Source organism: Streptomyces sp. NPDC088261, assembly GCF_044740805.1.
In the GTDB taxonomy this organism is placed as follows: Bacteria; Actinomycetota; Actinomycetes; order Streptomycetales; family Streptomycetaceae; genus Streptomyces.
This window is the reverse complement of the sequence record NZ_JBIURL010000002.1, coordinates 324,950-340,949: the sequence shown is the minus strand read 5'-3', so window position 1 is coordinate 340,949 and position 16,000 is coordinate 324,950. Positions and strand designations below refer to the sequence as shown.

The 16,000-nt window shown below is 74.7% G+C and carries 15 protein-coding genes and 1 pseudogene; 5 read left to right on the top strand and 11 right to left on the bottom strand.

What is annotated here, in order from left to right; translation table 11 throughout:
• Positions 1-83 precede the first annotated feature (83 nt).
• Complete coding sequence (locus ACIODU_RS05500; protein ID WP_356418924.1) at positions 84-545, top strand: universal stress protein; 462 nt, start codon at positions 84-86, stop codon at positions 543-545.
• A 10-nt stretch (positions 546-555) separates the two neighbouring features.
• Here the strand turns inward: ACIODU_RS05500 and ACIODU_RS05495 are convergent, their stop codons facing one another.
• Complete coding sequence (locus ACIODU_RS05495) at positions 556-1,764, bottom strand: CapA family protein (RefSeq protein ID WP_401764927.1); 1,209 nt, start codon at positions 1,762-1,764, stop codon at positions 556-558.
• 292 nt (positions 1,765-2,056) lie between these two features.
• Here ACIODU_RS05495 and ACIODU_RS05490 point away from each other — a divergent pair.
• Positions 2,057-2,632, top strand: a pseudogene (locus ACIODU_RS05490) (sigma-70 family RNA polymerase sigma factor); the annotation flags it as partial.
• 170 nt (positions 2,633-2,802) lie between these two features.
• Positions 2,803-3,312: a hypothetical protein gene (locus tag ACIODU_RS05485; RefSeq protein WP_356418927.1), complete on the top strand. Its 510-nt coding sequence runs from the start codon at positions 2,803-2,805 to the stop codon at positions 3,310-3,312.
• A gap of 52 nt (positions 3,313-3,364) precedes the next feature.
• Here the strand turns inward: ACIODU_RS05485 and ACIODU_RS05480 are convergent, their stop codons facing one another.
• The 4 genes from ACIODU_RS05480 to ACIODU_RS05465 all read right to left on the bottom strand — a co-directional run bounded on the left by ACIODU_RS05480 (position 3,365) and on the right by ACIODU_RS05465 (position 7,292).
• Positions 3,365-4,558 carry a histidine kinase gene (locus tag ACIODU_RS05480; protein WP_356418930.1) on the bottom strand — a complete coding sequence of 398 codons (1,194 nt, stop codon included), beginning with the start codon at positions 4,556-4,558 and terminating at the stop codon, positions 3,365-3,367.
• Entirely contained in the window at positions 4,555-6,063 is a 1,509-nt protein-coding gene (locus tag ACIODU_RS05475) for a cation acetate symporter (protein WP_401764190.1), read from the bottom strand. The genes ACIODU_RS05480 and ACIODU_RS05475 overlap by 4 nt, the downstream gene beginning before the upstream one ends.
• Positions 6,060-6,428 carry a hypothetical protein gene (locus ACIODU_RS05470; RefSeq protein ID WP_401764187.1) on the bottom strand — a complete coding sequence of 123 codons (369 nt, stop codon included), beginning with the start codon at positions 6,426-6,428 and terminating at the stop codon, positions 6,060-6,062. The genes ACIODU_RS05475 and ACIODU_RS05470 overlap by 4 nt, the downstream gene beginning before the upstream one ends.
• 114 nt (positions 6,429-6,542) lie before the next feature.
• The gene (locus ACIODU_RS05465) at positions 6,543-7,292 is read right to left on the bottom strand and encodes a LytTR family DNA-binding domain-containing protein (RefSeq protein WP_356418938.1); all 750 of its coding nucleotides are present in this window, start codon (positions 7,290-7,292) and stop codon (positions 6,543-6,545) included.
• Between the two features lie 95 nt (positions 7,293-7,387).
• Here ACIODU_RS05465 and ACIODU_RS05460 point away from each other — a divergent pair, with 95 nt between their 5' ends.
• Positions 7,388-8,068 (top strand): zf-HC2 domain-containing protein, encoded by a 681-nt coding sequence (locus tag ACIODU_RS05460; protein ID WP_401764184.1) that lies wholly within the window; start codon positions 7,388-7,390, stop codon positions 8,066-8,068.
• A 21-nt stretch (positions 8,069-8,089) separates the two neighbouring features.
• Here ACIODU_RS05460 and ACIODU_RS05455 read toward each other — a convergent pair whose 3' ends face one another.
• Positions 8,090-8,956: a DNA-formamidopyrimidine glycosylase family protein gene (locus ACIODU_RS05455; RefSeq protein WP_356418942.1), complete on the bottom strand. Its 867-nt coding sequence runs from the start codon at positions 8,954-8,956 to the stop codon at positions 8,090-8,092.
• A gap of 244 nt (positions 8,957-9,200) precedes the next feature.
• On the opposite strand from ACIODU_RS05455, the gene ACIODU_RS05450 reads away from it, so the two are divergent.
• A complete protein-coding gene (locus ACIODU_RS05450; protein WP_356419634.1) occupies positions 9,201-9,818 on the top strand; it encodes an alpha/beta fold hydrolase in 618 nt (205 codons plus the stop codon).
• 293 nt (positions 9,819-10,111) lie between these two features.
• On the opposite strand, the gene ACIODU_RS05445 is transcribed toward ACIODU_RS05450, so the two are convergent.
• From ACIODU_RS05445 to ACIODU_RS05425, 5 genes are all read right to left on the bottom strand, one after another.
• Positions 10,112-10,966: an amidohydrolase family protein gene (locus tag ACIODU_RS05445; RefSeq protein ID WP_401764923.1), complete on the bottom strand. Its 855-nt coding sequence runs from the start codon at positions 10,964-10,966 to the stop codon at positions 10,112-10,114.
• A 6-nt stretch (positions 10,967-10,972) separates the two neighbouring features.
• Positions 10,973-11,284, bottom strand: a complete 312-nt coding sequence (locus ACIODU_RS05440; RefSeq protein WP_401764180.1) for an L-rhamnose mutarotase — start codon at positions 11,282-11,284, stop codon at positions 10,973-10,975.
• Complete coding sequence (locus tag ACIODU_RS05435) at positions 11,281-12,279, bottom strand: aldo/keto reductase (protein WP_401764177.1); 999 nt, start codon at positions 12,277-12,279, stop codon at positions 11,281-11,283. Before ACIODU_RS05435 ends, ACIODU_RS05440 begins: the two co-directional genes overlap by 4 nt.
• A gap of 191 nt (positions 12,280-12,470) precedes the next feature.
• Positions 12,471-13,838, bottom strand: a complete 1,368-nt coding sequence (locus ACIODU_RS05430) for a wax ester/triacylglycerol synthase family O-acyltransferase (protein ID WP_401764174.1) — start codon at positions 13,836-13,838, stop codon at positions 12,471-12,473.
• Positions 13,839-13,908: 70 nt separating this feature from the next.
• Complete coding sequence (locus ACIODU_RS05425) at positions 13,909-15,981, bottom strand: SpoIIE family protein phosphatase (RefSeq protein WP_356418950.1); 2,073 nt, start codon at positions 15,979-15,981, stop codon at positions 13,909-13,911.
• Between the last annotated feature and the right edge of the window lie 19 nt (positions 15,982-16,000).

The window sequence follows — 16,000 nt, the reverse complement described above, 5'->3', positions numbered from 1 at the left end:
CACCCGATGGGACCAGCACATGATCCGACCGTCACACCGGGCCCTCCGTCGGGGACTTCGGAGGGAGCGGATAGCCTGCGCCCGTGACTGAGCAGAAGCCCACCTCATTCGAACGTGGCACCGACGGCCCCAAGGTGATCGTCGTCGGCGTGGACGGATCGCAGTCCTCGTACCGCGCGGCCGCCTACGCCGCGGGGCTCGCGCGGCGGCAGAGGGCTCTGCTCGCCATCGTCTACGTCCAGCCCGTGGTGTCGGCGGGGGCCGCCCTCGGCGCCCCGGCCACCGGCACGACCGGGGAGATCGCCGAGGAGCTGGTGGCCGAGATCCGGCTCGCGACCGAGCGGTTCAAGGACGTGTGGGACGTCCGCTGGGAGTTCCACACCTTCCACGGGGACCCGTACAGCGGCCTGGTCACCGCCGCCGACGAACTCACCGCGGACGCCGTGGTGGTGGGCGCGTCGGAGTCGGCGGGGCACCGGATCGTGGGGTCCGTGGCGGTACGGCTGGTCAAGGCGGGCCGCTGGCCGGTGACGGTCGTCCCGTAACCGGCCAGCCCTAGCCTCCGACCCTGAGACCGTCCGCCGCCGCTCCCCGGCCCAGGACCGCCTGCGTGATCGCCGCCCGTGCCTCCCGGTAGTCCGCGCGGTCCGGCGAGCGCCGCAGCGCCTCGGACAGATTGACCACCCGGCCGGCCCCGGTGTCCATCCACTGCGGGACGAACTCCGCCTTCGTCACCGGCCAGCGCCCGCCCGGCGCGGCGGGCGGCGCGAAGGTGAAGCGGCCGATCGACCCCTGGTTCCCCCGGGGGTCCTCCGCACCCTCGTGGTTGACCATCGAGCCGGCGATCTGGTCGCCCATGCCGTAGACGATCCACGTGCCGTTGACCTTCTCGTACGCCTGCGGCACATGCGCGTGCGTGCCGAGGATCAGGTCGATGTCGGGGCGCCCGCCGGTCCGCGCCGCCGTGAGCCGCCGCCCGAGGTCCAGTTGCCGGGCGTCGGGGGCGGTCTGCCACTCCGTGCCCCAGTGGACGCTGACCACGACCACGTCGGCGCCGGCCGCGCGGGCCGCGCGCGCGTCGGCCACGATCCGCCCCTCGTCGAGACCCCGGACCGCCCAGGGCTGCCCGTCGGGGAGCGGAATCCCGTTGGTGTCGTACGTATAGGCCAGCTGGGCGACCCGGGCGCCGCCCGCCGTCATGAGCGCCGGCCGGGCGGCCTCGGCGGCCGAGCGGGCCGAGCCCGCGTGCCGGACGCCGGCCCGGTCGAGCGCGTCCAGCGTTCTGCGTACCCCGGCCGCGCCGTCGTCCAGGGAGTGGTTCGACGCGGTGGAGCAGGAGTCGTAGCCGGTGTGGCCCAGCGCGGCGGCCACCTCGGGCGGGGACTTGAAGGCCGGGTAGCCGGTGTACGGGCCGCCGTTCGCCCCGTACACCGTCTCCATGTGACAGATCGCCACATCGGCACGTGACACGACGGGGCGCACCCCGGCGAGCATGGGGCGGAAGTCGTAGCCCCGGCCGCCCGCGTCGGCGTTCGCCCGGGCGATCACGGAGTCGTGCGGCAGGACGTCGCCCGAGGCGACCAGCGTGAACCCGTGCCGGGGTGCCCCGCCGCCGGCGGCGGAGGGCGGCGCGGCGCCGTGCGGCGGGCGGTCCTGTTCCGCGCCGGGCGGGTGGTTCCGGCCGGGGGCCGCGCAGGCCGCCGCCGTACCGAGGAGCAGGGCGGCCGCGGCCACCGCCGCGCCCTGTCGTCCGCGCTGTGTCATGCGCCGGGTCATGCGCTGTGCCATGCGCCGTGTCATCGGCCGGACTCCTTTGCTGGGGGTTTTCTGAGGGATCGCCACCTTGCATACATATAGTCATATAAATGGATGTCAAGTGATCAAGCCACCAAGGGGCCCGAAAGGGACCGATCGCCCGCGGCGGGACCGTTCACCGCACCACTCGCCGCAGTGAGCGACCGCTCGTCGCACGCCTCCGCGCGCTGTCTGTCCCCGGCCGCCGCCATGCGCTCGTATACGCGGGGCGACAGCGACGTCACCGGGAAGGGCGTGCACCATGACCACAGCGACAGCGACCGCGGCTGCCTCCGCGTCGGCGACCGCCACGACCGACGAGCGGGCCCTGGCCACGCTCCAGCGCGAGCACGGCGCCGCCCTGCTCCACTTCCTGCTGGGGCTGACCTACGGCGACCGGCAGCGGGCCGAGGACCTCCTCCAGGAGACGCTCGTACGGGCCTGGCAGCACCCGGAGGCGTTCGCCGCCCCCTTCGAGTCGATGCGGCCCTGGCTGTTCACCGTCGGCCGCCGGCTGGCGATCGACGCGCGCAGGTCCCGGCTCGCGCGCCCCTCGGAGGTCGGCGACGAGATCCTGGCCGCCACCCCCGACCCCCGGGACCCGACGGAGTGCGCGGTCGCGGGGCTCGACGTACGGCAGGCGGTACGGGCGCTGAGCCCCGAGCACCGGGCGGTGCTCGTACAGATCTACTTCCGGGGGCTGAGCGTCGGCGAGGCGGCGCTGACCCTCGGGATTCCGCCCGGCACGGTCAAGTCCCGTTCGTACTACGCGCTGCGGGCGCTGGGGCGCTCGCTGCCCGGCTACAGCCGGTCGTCCGGGTCGCAGAAGAGCGACCGGACGTGTGGTGCGCGGGCCGGTTCACGGGCCGGCGCGACCCCCTCGGCCACACCCGTCACAATCCACTCCCGTCGGCCGTCCGATCCTGCTCTTCTGGCCACGCGGGACGGTCACCGCCGGTTCAATGCTCCCTGAAGCAGGCTTCGGGGAAAGGAAGGAAGGCGGAAAGCATGCGTCCGGAATGTACCGAAGGGGCGGGCGGCGGGGGCCTGTTGGTGCCGATGGCTTGGATGTACGCGGAGTACCTCGCGGACGAACTGCTGCGCACCGGCGACCTGATGCCGCCGACCACGCTGGAGTACCGGGCCGGCCGGGACGCGCTGGCCCTGACCATCTTCCTCTCCGACGGGTCGGTGACCGGCCCCGGGGGCGGGGCCAGGATGGCGGAGTGGCGCTCGCTCACCGCGTACGGCACGTCGTGGAGCGCGTGGGTGTCCCGGCGGCTGCGCGTGCTGGAGGCGGCGGGTGCCGGGAGCGCCGACCCCGACCTGGAGCTGGCGGGGGCCGCCTGGCGGTGGCTGGAGGAGACCGAGCTGCTGGCGCCCGACCTGGACGCGGTCGGACCGGCGGGCCCGGCCGGGGAGGAGCCGTTCCCGGCCGAGGAGGAGGGGCCGCAGGTGTGGACCCCGGCGTGGCAGCTGGGACTGCCGCTCGGACACCTGGCGATCCAGCTGTTCTGAGGCGTACCTGTTCCGGCGACGTGCCGTACGGACCCCGCCCGGGGTGCGGTGGTCACGAACCGTGCACGCCCGCCCGGTACTTGGGGATGCGGACGGTGATCCTCATCCCGGCCCCGACGCCCGTCTCGATGACGAGGCCGTACGCGTCCCCGTACACCTGGCGCAGCCGCTCGTCCACGTTGAGCAGCCCGATGCCGGTGGACGCGCCGCCCTCGCCGCGCAGGATCTGCCGCAGCCGGTCCGGTTCCATGCCGACCCCGTCGTCCTCGATCACCACCTCCGCCTCGGAGCCCGCGTCGAGCGCGCTGATGGTGATGCGGCTCGTGGTGACCGCGCCCTCCAGGCCGTGCTTGACGGCGTTCTCGACCAGCGGTTGCAGACAGAGGAAGGGCATGGCCACGGGCAGCACCTCGGGCGCCACCTGGAGCGTGACCGAGAGGCGCTCGCCGAACCGGGCCCGGACGAGGGCCAAGTACTGGTCGATGGAGTGCAGTTCGTCGGCGAGGGTCGTGAAGTCGCCGTGCCTGCGGAACGAGTAGCGGGTGAAGTCGGCGAACTCCAGGAGGAGTTCCCTGGCCCGCGCCGGGTCCGTGCGGACGAACGAGGCGATGGCGGCGAGGGAGTTGAAGATGAAGTGCGGGGAGATCTGCGCGCGCAGCGCCCTGATCTCCGCCTCGATGAGGCGCGTACGGGAGCGGTCCAGCTCGGCCAGTTCCAGTTGGACGGAGACCCAGCGGGCCACCTCCCCCGCCGCCCTGGCCAGCACCGCCGACTCGCGCGGCGCGCAGGCGACGAGGACGCCCAGCACCCGGTGGTCGACGGTCAGCGGGGCGGCGACGCCCCAGCGCAGCGGGCAGTCGAGGTCGTCGCACCGCAGGGCGAAGGCCGTGCCCCTGCCTCCGCCGAGCACCCCCTCGACCTGTTCCATGACGTGGGGCCCGTGGTGCTCCCCGAGGCCGTTCCAGACCAGCACCCGGTCCCGGTCGGTGAGGCACAGCGCGTCCGTGCCGAGCAGGGAGCGCAGCCGCCGGGCGGCCTTGCGGGCGCTCTCCTCGGTGAGTCCCGCGCGCAGCGGCGGCGAGGCCAGGGAGGCGGTGTGCAGGGTCTCGAAGGTCGCGTGCTCGACGGGGGTGCCGACGTCGCTGGTACGGACGGGGCGGGCGGTGCGCCGGCCGAGCAGGAACCCGCCGGCGAGCAGCAGCGGGCCGACCACGATCAGGACGGCGAGGGCGGCGGCGCCGCTCATCGGGTGACCCCCTTTCCGCCGGGGGTGCCGGCGCGGGCGCGCGGTTTCAGGGTCTCCGGGAGGTGGAAGCGGGTCATCGCGGCGTTCGTGCCGGGCGGTATCCGGCTCCGGGTGGCCAGGGAGACCAGGATCATCGCGAGGAAGCCGACCGGGACGGACCAGACGGCGGGCCAGGCGAGCAGCGCGTGCGGCCAGCCGGACCGCACGGCGCCGCTGACGGTGACGAGCGTGGCGACGAAGGCGAGCCCGCCGCCGAGCAGCAGTCCGGCGACCGCGCCGGGCGGGGTGAGCCTGCGCCACCAGATGCCGAGCACGAGCAGCGGGCAGAAGGAGGACGCGGAGACGGCGAAGGCCATCCCGACGGAATCGGCGACGGGCATGCCGCTGACGAGCAGCGAGCCGCCGAGCGGTACGGCCATGGCGAGCGGGGTCGCGAGCCGGAAGTGCCGTACGCCCCGGGAGGGCAGGACGTCCTGGGTGAGGACTCCGGCGACGGCCATGGTGAGTCCCGAGGCGGTGGAGAGGAACGCGGCGAAGGCCCCGCCGGCCACCAGCGCGCCCAGCAGCTCGCCGCCGAGCCCGCCGATGGCCCGTTCCGGCAGGAGCAGGACGGCGGCGTCCGCGTCGGTGCCGTACGGCAGCTCGGGGACGTACAGCCGGCCGAGGGCCCCGTACACGGGCGGCAGCAGGTAGAAGGCGCCGACGAGCGCGAGGACGACGACCGTGGTGCGGCGCGCGGCCCGGCCGTTGGGGCTGGTGTAGAAGCGGACGACGACGTGCGGCAGGCCCATGGTGCCGAGGAAGGTCGCCACGATGAGTCCGTACGTCGCGTAGAGCGGGTGGTCGGCGCGGACGGCGGCGGAGGTGAGGGCGAGGTCGACGCGCGGCCGGCCGTCGCCCTGCCAGGCGAGCAGCAGGAAGATCGCGGGGACGAGCAGCGCGGTGAGCTTGAGCCAGTACTGGAAGGCCTGGACGAAGGTGATGCTGCGCATGCCGCCCGCCGCGACGGCCACCACCACGACCACGGCGACGAGGACCCCGCCGAACCAGTAGGGGGCGCCGGTGAGGATCTTCAGCGTGAGCCCCGCGCCCTGGAGCTGGGGGATCAGGTAGAGCCAGCCCGCCCCGACCACGAAGACGCTCACGAGCCTGCGCACCGGGCGGGATTCGAGCCGGCCCTCGGCGAAGTCGGGCAGGGTGTACGCCCCCGAGCGGCGCAGCGGGGCCGCCACGAAGACCAGCAGCACCAGATAGCCGGCGGTGTAGCCGACCGGGTACCAGAGCATGTCGGGGCCGTGCAGCAGCACCAGGCCGGCGACGCCGAGGAAGGAGGCGGCGGAGAGGTATTCGCCGCTGATGGCGGCGGCGTTGAGCGCGGGGCGGACGGTGCGGGAGGCGACGTAGAAGTCGGAGGTGGTACGGGATATCCGCAGCCCGAAGCCGCCGACGAGGACGGTCGCGACCACGACGACGGCGACGGCCGCGACGGTGTAGCCCTGGCTCACGGGACGGGCCGGCCCTTCACGAGCCGGGCGAAGTCGCGCTCGTTGCGCTCGGCGCGGCGGACGTACCACCAGCCGAGGAGGGTGAGCAGCGGGTACGCGGCGACGCCGAGGACCGCCCAGACCGCGGTGGCGTCGTGGAGCGCGGCGAAGGCGAGGGGCAGGGTGCCGGCGACGAGGGCGAGGACGCCGAAGGCGGTGAGGCCGGCCCGGAGCTGACCGCGCATCAGGGAGCGGACGTACGCGTCACCGAGCGCGGTCTGTTCGTCGATCTCGGCCTGCGGGCGGTAGCGGGGCAGCGGGCGGACGCGCCGGGGCTCGCCGGTGACGGTCTCGCGCCTGGGCGTGGTGTCCCCTGCCCCTGTCATGGTGGTTCCCCGTTTCGGTGTCGGCCGGCCGGCGGCCCGTGGCCGGTCGGGCGGTGGGGTCGGACCGTACCAGGACGGACTGTCAGCGGCCGGTCGGCGACGGCCGGCCGCCGGTCAGCGGCCCGCCTGGCGCATCAGGAGGTCCCGCAGCCCCCGGGCGTGACGGCGGGACACCGCCAGCTCGGCCTCCCCCACGCGGACGCTCATCGCGCCCGCGTCGAGCCGCAGTTCGTCGATCCGGGCGAGGGCCACGAGGTGGCGGCGGTGGATCCGGACGAAGCCGCGGGCGCGCCAGCGCTCCTCCAGGGTGGTGAGGGGCACGCGTACCAGATGGCTGCCGGTGTCGGTGTGCAGGCGGGCGTAGTCGCCCTGCGCCTCGGCGTAGGCGATGTCGCCGACGGCGACGAAGCGGGTGACCCCGCCGAGTTCGACGGATATCTGGTCGGCGGCGGTGTCGAGGACCGCGGGCCGGTCCCCCGCCAGTTCGGCGACCCGGCGGACGGCCTCGGCGAGCCGTTCCCTGCGGACCGGCTTGAGGACGTAGTCGACGGCCTTGAGGTCGAACGCCTGGACGGCGAAGCCCTCGTGGGCGGTGACGAAGACGATGAGGGGCGGTTCGGCGAAACCGGCGAGGAGCTTGGCGACGTCCAGGCCGGTGAGGCCGGCCATGTGGATGTCGAGGAAGACGACGTCGACGGCCTCGGGGTCGTGGGGGCCCGCGTCGAGCGCGGCGCCGATGCGGCGCAGGGCCTCGGTGGCGCTGGTGGCGCCCTCGGCGCTGCGGACGCGCGGGTCGGCGCGGAGGAGGTACAGCAGCTCTTCGAGGGCCGGTTCTTCGTCGTCCACGGCCAGTACACGCAGCATGAGGCGGGAGTTTAGACGGTCGGCCGCCGATGGTGTCCGTGAGCGAGAGCGCCGGTCCGTTGAGTGATTCGGCGCTGTTCCGCGTACCAGACAGCATGCGGACCTTGGACCTCCATCGCGACGTCGGTGCCTACTCACTGGGCGTGCTCGACGCCGCGGACGCCTTCCGCTTCGAGGATCATCTGATGGAGTGCCCGCAGTGTGCGCTGCTGCTGGCCGACTTCGGTGGTGTGAAGGCGCAACTCGACGAGTACAGCCGGCGTACCCCGGCCGAGGTGGCGCCTTTCGCCGCCGCGAGCCCGGGGCTGCTGGCCGGCCTGCTCGACCGTACGGCCGAGGCGCGGCGGCGCGGTCGCCGGCGGCGGCTCGCGCTGGTCGCGGCGGCGGCGGTGCTGGTGGTGGGCGGTCCGCTCGCGGTCCTCCTCGCCGGTCCCGCGCCCGGTTCGTCGCGGGGTGTCACGGCCGCCCGGTGGACGGCGACGGACCCGGTGACCGGGACGAAGGCGGCGGTGACGGCCCTCGCGACGACGTGGGGGACGCAGGTGGGGCTGGAGATGCTCCGTTCCGACGCGGCGGGGGTGTGCGCGCTGGTCGCGGTCGGACGGGACGGGTCGCGGCAGACGGTGACGACCTGGAAGGCGCTGGCGGACGGGGCGGAGCCGCTGGTGACCCGGGGCGGGGCCGCGCTGCCGCCGGAGGGGATCGACCACTTCGAGGTCAGGACGGCGGACGGGGTGCGGCTGGTGTCGGTCGGGGGGACGGCGCAGGGGGGCTGACGCCCGCAGGCCCCCGCGGGCCTACTTGAGGAGCCGGGACAGCCTGCGGTCGGCCAGGAGCTTGCCGCCCGTCTGGCAGGTCGGGCAGTACTGGAGCGCGGAGTCGCTGAACGACACCTCGCGGATCGTGTCGCCGCACACCGGGCAGGGTTCGCCCTTGCGGCCGTGGACCCGGAGGCCGCTCTTCTTCTCGGCCTTGAGCCGCCCGGCGGCGACGCCGCGCGAGCGCTCGACCGCCTCGGTGAGGGTCGAGCGCATCGCGTCGTACAGCAGCGTGATCTCGTCCTCGGTGAAGTTCTTCACGGGCTTGAACGGGGACATCTTCGCGGCGTGCAGGATCTCGTCGCTGTACGCGTTGCCGATCCCCGCGATGAGCCCCTGGTCGCGCAGGGCGCCCTTGATCTGCCGCCGTTCCCCGGCGAGCAGCCGGGCGAGGGCGTCCCGGTCGAAGGCGGGGTCGAGCGGGTCGGGCCCGAGGCGGGCGATGCCCGGCACGTCCTGGGGGTCGCGGACGAGGTGGACCGCGAGGCGCTTGGTGGTGCCCGCCTCGGTGAGGTCGAAGCCGTCGCCCTCGGCGAGGACGACCCGCAGGGCGAGCGGTCCCTTGCCGGGGCGCGGCGGGGCCGGCGGGAAGGTGTCCTTCCAGCGGAGCCAGCCGGCGCGGGCGAGGTGGACGGCGAGGTGCAGCCCCGCGTCGGCGGCGACGATGTCGAGATACTTGCCGAACCGGCCCACGGAGGTGACCGTGGAACCCTCCAACGCGGAGAGCGGCGGATCATAGGTCTTGAGGACGTTCACCGTGAGGGGCAGGACACGGACGATCTCCTTGCCCACCAGGTGGCCGTCCAGGAATTCTCGGAGGGCTTCGACTTCGGGTACTTCCGGCATGCCTCCAGCGTGCCGGAAGCGCGGCGCGAACGCCCGGCGGGCAGGTCGGAGTCCCGCGGACCCGCCGGCGGCCCGTCCGCGGGACCGTCGGCGACGAATAGATCCGGAGGAGGCGGGCCCGGTCCTGGGCGCCGCCCGTCGGAAGGAAGGCATTTCCGTGCCCGTACGTGACCGCCGAGCGAGCGTCTCGCCGGCCCTGGTGCTCGACAGCACCGCCACCCGGCCCCGCGCCGCCGTCCTGCTGATGCACGGAGGGCGCTCGGAGAGCGAGGAGCCGCTGTCGCGGCTGAACCTGCCGGGCGCGCGGATGTGGCCCTTCACCCGCGCGGTGCTGCGGGCCACGGCCGGGCTGGACGTGGTGGTGGGCCGGGTGCGCTACCGCCACCGGGGCTGGAACGGCTCCCGCGCCGACGCGGCCCGCGACGCGTGCCGGGCGCTGGACGAGCTGGAACAGCTGATCGGCCTGGTGCCCGTGGTGCTCGTCGGGCATTCGATGGGCGGCCGCGCGGCGCTGTCGGTGGCCGGGCACGACCTGGTCAGCGGCGTGGTGGGACTGGCGCCCTGGTGCCCGCCGGACGAGCCGGTGGCGCAGCTGGACGGCCGGGGCGTGGTCCTGCTCCACGGCGACCGCGACCGCGTGACGGACCCGCGCGGCAGCGTGGCGCTGGCGTCCCGTGCCCGGGAGGCGGGCGCACGGGCCTGCGCGGTGCTGCTGGCGGGCGGCGACCACGCGATGCTCCGCAGGGCGGCGACCTGGCACACCCTGGCGACCGAGTCGGTGACGGGCCTGCTGGGGGTGGGCCCCCTCCCCGACCCGGTGGGCCGCGCCCTCCTGGACGGCGGGGGCCCGACGACGGCGTGAGGGCGGTGGCCGCAGCGCGGGGGCGGTCCCTGCGGCGCCCGGGCGGGCGGTCCCTGCGGCACAAGGGCGGTGGCCGTACGGCGTATGCCCTCGGTCCGCCACCGAACCGGCGGCGAGGCTGCCACCGCACGCCGGGCGGCCGCGAAGGGCCGCCGCGTCGGGGCATCCCTGACCGCCAGGGGCCGCCCGCCGCGGCGTCGCGGTCGTCCACCGGGCGGCGTGGCGGCGGCCGCGCGTCCCCGCCCGGGCGGTCGCGGGGGCCGGTTTCCCGGGTCGGGGGCCGAGGCCGTGGCTCAGAGGCCGTACACGCGTCGTGCCGTCGTGGAGAAGACCTCCGTGCGTTCCGGCTCGGTCAGGGCGTCCGTCACCGTGCGGGCCGCGTCCAGGACCTCCGCGTACGAGGCCGCCAGGCGGGAGACCGGCCAGTCGGAACCGAACATCAGGCGGCTGGGGCCGAACGCGGCGAGGACGATGTCGGCGTACGGGCGGAGGCCGTTGGGGGTCCAGGAGTCCCAGGCCGCCTCGGTCACCATGCCGGACAGCTTGCAGACCGTGTTGGGCCGGGCTGCCAGCGCCTCGACGTGGTCCGCCCAGGGCTGGATCGCCCCGGAGGCGATCGGCGGCTTGCCGAGGTGGTCGAGGACGAAGGTGAGGCCGGGCAGCAGCTCGGCCGCCCTGGTGGCGGCGGGCAGCTGGGAGACCTGGACCACCAGGTCGTACACGAGTCCCTCCGCCGCGACGGCGGCCAGTCCGCGCTGGACGTCGGGGCGCAGCAGCCACTCCGGGTCCGGCTCGCCCTGGACCTGGTGGCGGATGCCGACGAGCCGGTCGCCGCCGGGCAGCGCGCGCAGGGCCGCGAGGGTGTCCGCGACGTCGGGTGCGGTGAGGTCGGTCCAGCCGACCACGCCGGCGACGAGGTCACTGGCGTCCGCGATCGCGAGGAACTCCGGGGTCTCCTCGGCGACCGTGATGGTCTGGACGACGACGGTGGCGGTCACTCCGGCCGCCCGCGCCTCCGGCTCCAGGTCGGCGAGGGTGAAGTCGCGGCGCAGGGGCGCGAGCGCGGGTCCGGTGATCCAGTCCTGGTCCCGTACCGACAGGTCCCAGAAGTGGTGGTGGGCGTCCACGACGTTCGCGGGCGGGGTCATCATGCGTCAGAGCTCCCAGACGACGGGCAGGCCGGCGTCGGCGCCGGCCGCAGAGTAGTCGTGCGCGGTGTCGAGCAGCTCGGCCATCCTCGCCTGCCAGGCGACGTTGACCGGCAGCTGGTCGAGCGCGGCGAGGAGGCGCGCGTAGTCCTCGCACTCCACGACGTGGAACAGGTCGGTGCCGCTGCGCCAGATCGTCCACGAGGTGGCCCCGGCGGCCCGGATCGCGGCGGTCAGCGCCGGGGGCACCTCCCGGTGGGCCGCCTCGTACTCCTCGACGCGGTCGGCGCGCACCGACGTGCGCAGGGCGACCCTCACGCCTCGGTCCCGTCCTCGGCCAGCAGGCCGCCCGCCCGCAGCTCCGCCCACAGGTCCTCGGGGATCTCCCGCGCGAACTGCTCGCCGGCGTCCCGTACCTCGTCGGCCGAGCGGGTGCCCACCAGGACGCTGGCGACGGCGGGGTGCCGCAGCGGGTAGTGCAGCGCGGCGGCGCGCAGCGGCAGCCCGTGGCGGCGGGTGACGGCGTCCATCCGCAGCGCCCGGTCCACGAGCGCGGCCGGCGCCGCCGCGTAGTCGTAGGTCGCGCCGGGCCGGGGGTCGGCGAGCAGGCCGGAGTTGAAGACCCCGCCCACGACGACGCTCTTGCCGCGCGCGGCGGCCTCGGGGAGCAGCGCGGTGAGGGCGGACCCGTCGAGGAGGGTGAAGCGCCCGGCGCAGAGCACCACGTCGACGTCGGTCTCCCGTACGAAGCGGGTGAGCATCGCGGTCGCGTTCATCCCGGCGCCGATCGCGCCGATCACCCCTTCGCCGCGCAGCTTCTCCAGGGCCGGGTACGCCTGGCCGAACGCCTCGTCCTCGTGGTGGTCCGGGTCGTGCAGGTAGACGATGTCGATCCGGTCGGTGCCGAGGCGCGCGAGGCTGTCGTCGATGCTGCGCCGGATGCCGTCGGCGCTGAAGTCCCAGACCCGGCGGTGCGTGGCCGGTACGGCGAAGCCGTTGGCGAGGTCGTCGCCGGGGCCGTCCGCCGGGAGTTCGGCGTCCGGTACGGGTTCGAGGACGCGGCCCACCTTGGTGGAGAGGGTGTACGCGTCGCGCGGCCGGCCTCGCAGCGCCTCGCCGAGCCGGCGTTCGGAGAGCCCGAGGCCGTAGTGGGGCGCGGTGTCGAAGTAGCGGATGCCCGCGTCCCAGGCGGCGTCGACCGCGGCGGTGGCCTGGTCCGGTGCGACCGGGCTGTAGAGATTGCCGATCCCGGCCGCCCCGAAGGACAGTCCGGTCACCTGGACCGCACTGTGTCCGAGCGTGGTGTGCCGCATACCGCTGACGCCTCCCCAAAGGTCCGCCGGCGGCTTCCGCGCCGCCGGTCTCGTCGCTTACGACGATCACGACGAATATTCATCGGATGACTGGGTGGCGTCAACACCTCGGGGTCAGCAGTTCTGTGTAGTTCTGCGGCGATCACTCCGATCTATGGGGCTGTACGGGTCCTGCGGGGCTCCACCCGGCGTTACGGCGCGATCCTGAGCAGCTCGTCCAGTTCCTCGTTCATCCCGCGCGCCAGCCGGGCCAGGTCCGGTACGGCCTTCCCGTCGGCCACGAGCCCCACGTACACCCGCCCTCCGTAGGAGGAGAGGGCGATCGCCAGCGACTGACCGCGCGCCAGCGGGGCCATCGGGTACAGCGCGCGCAGCGGGCAGCCGCCGAGGGAGAGCGTGGAGCGGGGCAGCGGCACGCTCGTCACCAGGATGTCGAAGAGGACCCGGGCCGCGCTGCCCGCGAGGGGCGCCCCGAGCCGGTGGGCGAGCGGTGGCAGGGCGTCGGCGAGCAGCGCGAAGGCGCCCGCGCCCCGGGCGGGGCCCTCGGACTTGTTGCGGTCCATCGCGCCGCGCACCGCGTCGAGCCTGGCCCGCGCGTCGGCCTCCGCGACCGGCAGGCCCAGCAGGTAGGCGGAGAGCTCGTTGGCCGATCCCGGCGGGCTGTCGGGCCGCCGCCGGGAGACCGGGACGAGCGCGCGCGGCGGGGCCGCGGGCAGCGGCTCGCCGCGCTCCAGCATCCAGCGGCGCAGCGCGCCGGCCACGGTGGCGAGCAGGACGTCGTTGGCGGAGCCGCCCGCGGCCCTGCGGACCAGCTGGACGTCGGTCAGGTCCAGGACGGCGGTGGCGAGCTGCCGGGTCCCGCTGGAGCCCGCGGTGAGGGCGGCGACCCCCCGGGGGTCGAAGCGGCTGGCCCGTACGACGGAGGCGCCGATGCCGAGCGCCCTGCGGAGGTCTTCGAGCCGGCCCCTGGCGAGCCCCGCCGCCTGCCAGGGCCCCGGCAGCCAGGAGCGCGGGGGCACCGGGCGGGCCCGCCGCTCCCCCGCCGCCCGGACGTCGGCGATCTGGTCGAAGACGCCCGCGCCGATGGCGACGGCGCGCATGCCGTCCGCGAGGGCGTGGTGCATCTTCACGAGGACGGCGAACCGCCGGCCCCCCTCCGGAGCGGCCCCCGGCCCGGGGTCCGCCGGCGTCAGCACGTACATCTCCCAGGGCGGAACGCCGCGCTCCAGCGGCCGTTCCATCAGCTCCCCGGCGAGCAGTTCGGCCTGCGCGGCGAAGTCGCCGGCCGGGAGGGGCAGCACCCGTACGTGCCGGTGTACGTCGAAGTCCTTGTCCACCGCCCACGCGGCCCCGCCGACCGGCAGCAGGACGTCCCGTACCCGCATCCGCAGCCGGGGCACGGCGGCGGCGCGGGTGGCGAGCAGCTCGGGCACCCCTTCGCCGGGGGCCGCCCCCGGGGCCGCGGTGAAGACGGCGAGCGCGCCCAGGTGCATGGGGTGGTCGGCGGATTCGAGGTGCCAGAAAGCCAGATCGAGAGGTGCCAGCAGCTCGGTGGTCAAGGGGTCCTCACGTTCCGGTCAGTTACGGTCAGGGGCGGCCACTTCACGTACAACCAACGATGCGTACCGCTCAACGTGACGGCCGGTCCGGGACGAGGAACTCGCTCCACACACACTTGCCGCTGCCGCGCGACTCCACCCCCCAGGCGTCCGCCAGCTCGTCCACGAGCAGCAGTCCGCGCCCGGACACGCCCGCCTCCCCGGCGTCCCTGCGCCGGGGCAGCGCGCTGGAGCGGTCCTCGACCTCGACCCGCAGCCGCCGCACGGTCCCGGCCAGGACCCGCACGGTCACGATCGCGCCGCCGTCGGTGTGCATGAGCGCGTTGGTGATCAGTTCGTCGGCGGACAGCTCGATCTCGTCGGACCGGTTGCCCGCGCCCCAGGCGCCCACCGCCGCCCGGATCATGTGCCGTGCCGAGGTGAGCGCCTCCGGGTCGCCCTGGCCCACGTGCTGCTGGAGCCGCCCGCCGGTCTGCGGGGCGTGGGCGCCCCTGCGGCGCAGCAGCAGGACCGCGACGTCGTCCTCGCCGCCGCGTTCGTCCACCACCTCGCAGAGCGTATCGGCGAGCATCTGGAGGTCGCGCGGCCCGTCGCGGACGAGCGAGGACAGCAGCCGCATCCCGTCGTCCAGGTCGGCGCCCGGCTGCTCGACCAGTCCGTCGGTGAACAGCAACAGGGTCTGGCCCGGGTCCAGTTCGAGCGTCGTCACCGGGTAGTCGAGCTGCCCGAAGAGCGCCGAGAGGCCGAGCGGCATCCCGCCGTTCACCGGGAACCTCCGGCAGCCGCCGTCCATGCCCCTGACCATCGGGTCGACGTGGCCGGCCCGGACCAGCTGGACCACGCCGGTCGTCAGGTCCGCCTCCGCGTAGATGCAGGTGGCGAAGCGGTCGGTGTCCAGTTCGTGCAGGAAGACGGAGGCCCGGGCCATCACCGTCGCCGGGGTGTGCCCCTCGGCGGCGTACGCCCGCAGCACGATGCGCAGCTGGCCCATCACGGCGGCGGCGTGGGTGTCGTGCCCCTGGACGTCCCCGATGACCGCGCCCACCCGGCCGCCGGGCAGCGGGATCACGTCGTACCAGTCACCGCCGATGTCGCGGCCGAGCCGGGCGGACCGGTAGCGGACCGCGACCTCGGCGCCGGGGACGGCGGGGATCCGGCGCGGCAGCATGGCCTGCTGGAGGCCCTCCGCCAGGTCGTGGTCCTGCTCGAAGAGCACGGCGCGCTGGAGGCTCTGGGCGATGCTGCTGCCGAGGGCGACGAGGAGGTTGCGGTCCTCGCCGCTGAAGCCGTTCTTGTCGCCGTAGAGCAGGCCGAGGGCGCCGATGGGGCGGGCCTGCGCGATGAGCGGGAGGTAGGCGGCGGCGGTGATGCCCAGCTCGGCGATGTGCGGCCACAGGTCCGGGTAGGCCGCTGCGAACTCCTCCGCGGACTCGATGAACCGGGGCGTGAGCGTCCGTACGACATCGCTCATCGGGTACGGCTCGTCGATCCGGGTGACGCGGGTGCCGGGCACGAGGGACCCTTCGGGCCCCTCGGCGACCAGGTGGATGCGGCCGGACTCGACCAGTCCCATGACCAGGCTGGTGGCGCCGAGGTGCTCCAGGCCGTGGGACTCCTTCAGGACGTCGATGACGTCCTGGACGGTCCTGGCGTGGGCGAGCGCGGCGGTCGTGCCCTCCACGACGCTGGTCTGCACCCGGCGTACCGCGTCCAGCTCCAGCCGGGCGGTGGAGTCGGCCAGCTCCTGGCTGGCGTCGCGGAGCACGCCGATGACGCGGTGGGGCCGGCCGTCGCTCTCGCGGCGGATACGGCCCTGGGCGTGCGTCCAGCGCAGGGTGCCGTCGCGCTGCCGCACGCGCATGTAGGCGCCGTAGGTCTCGCTGCCGCTGTCCATGGCCTCGGCCACGACGGCGTACAGCCGGATGCTCTCGTTGTACGGGATCCGGCCCTTGAGCCCGCTCGGCCGCCCGTCGTACTCCTCGGCCGTGAGGTCCAGCACGGCGAGCGCCGAGCCGTCGAGGTGCAGCAGCCCGCTGTCGAGATCCCAGTCGAAGATGCCCATCCGGTTGAGGGACATGCTGAGTTCCGGAGGGGCGGGCCAGTCGTCGGGGAGCGACACGGCACCCGCTGCCCGTTCAGCCATGGGGACACTCTGTCATCAT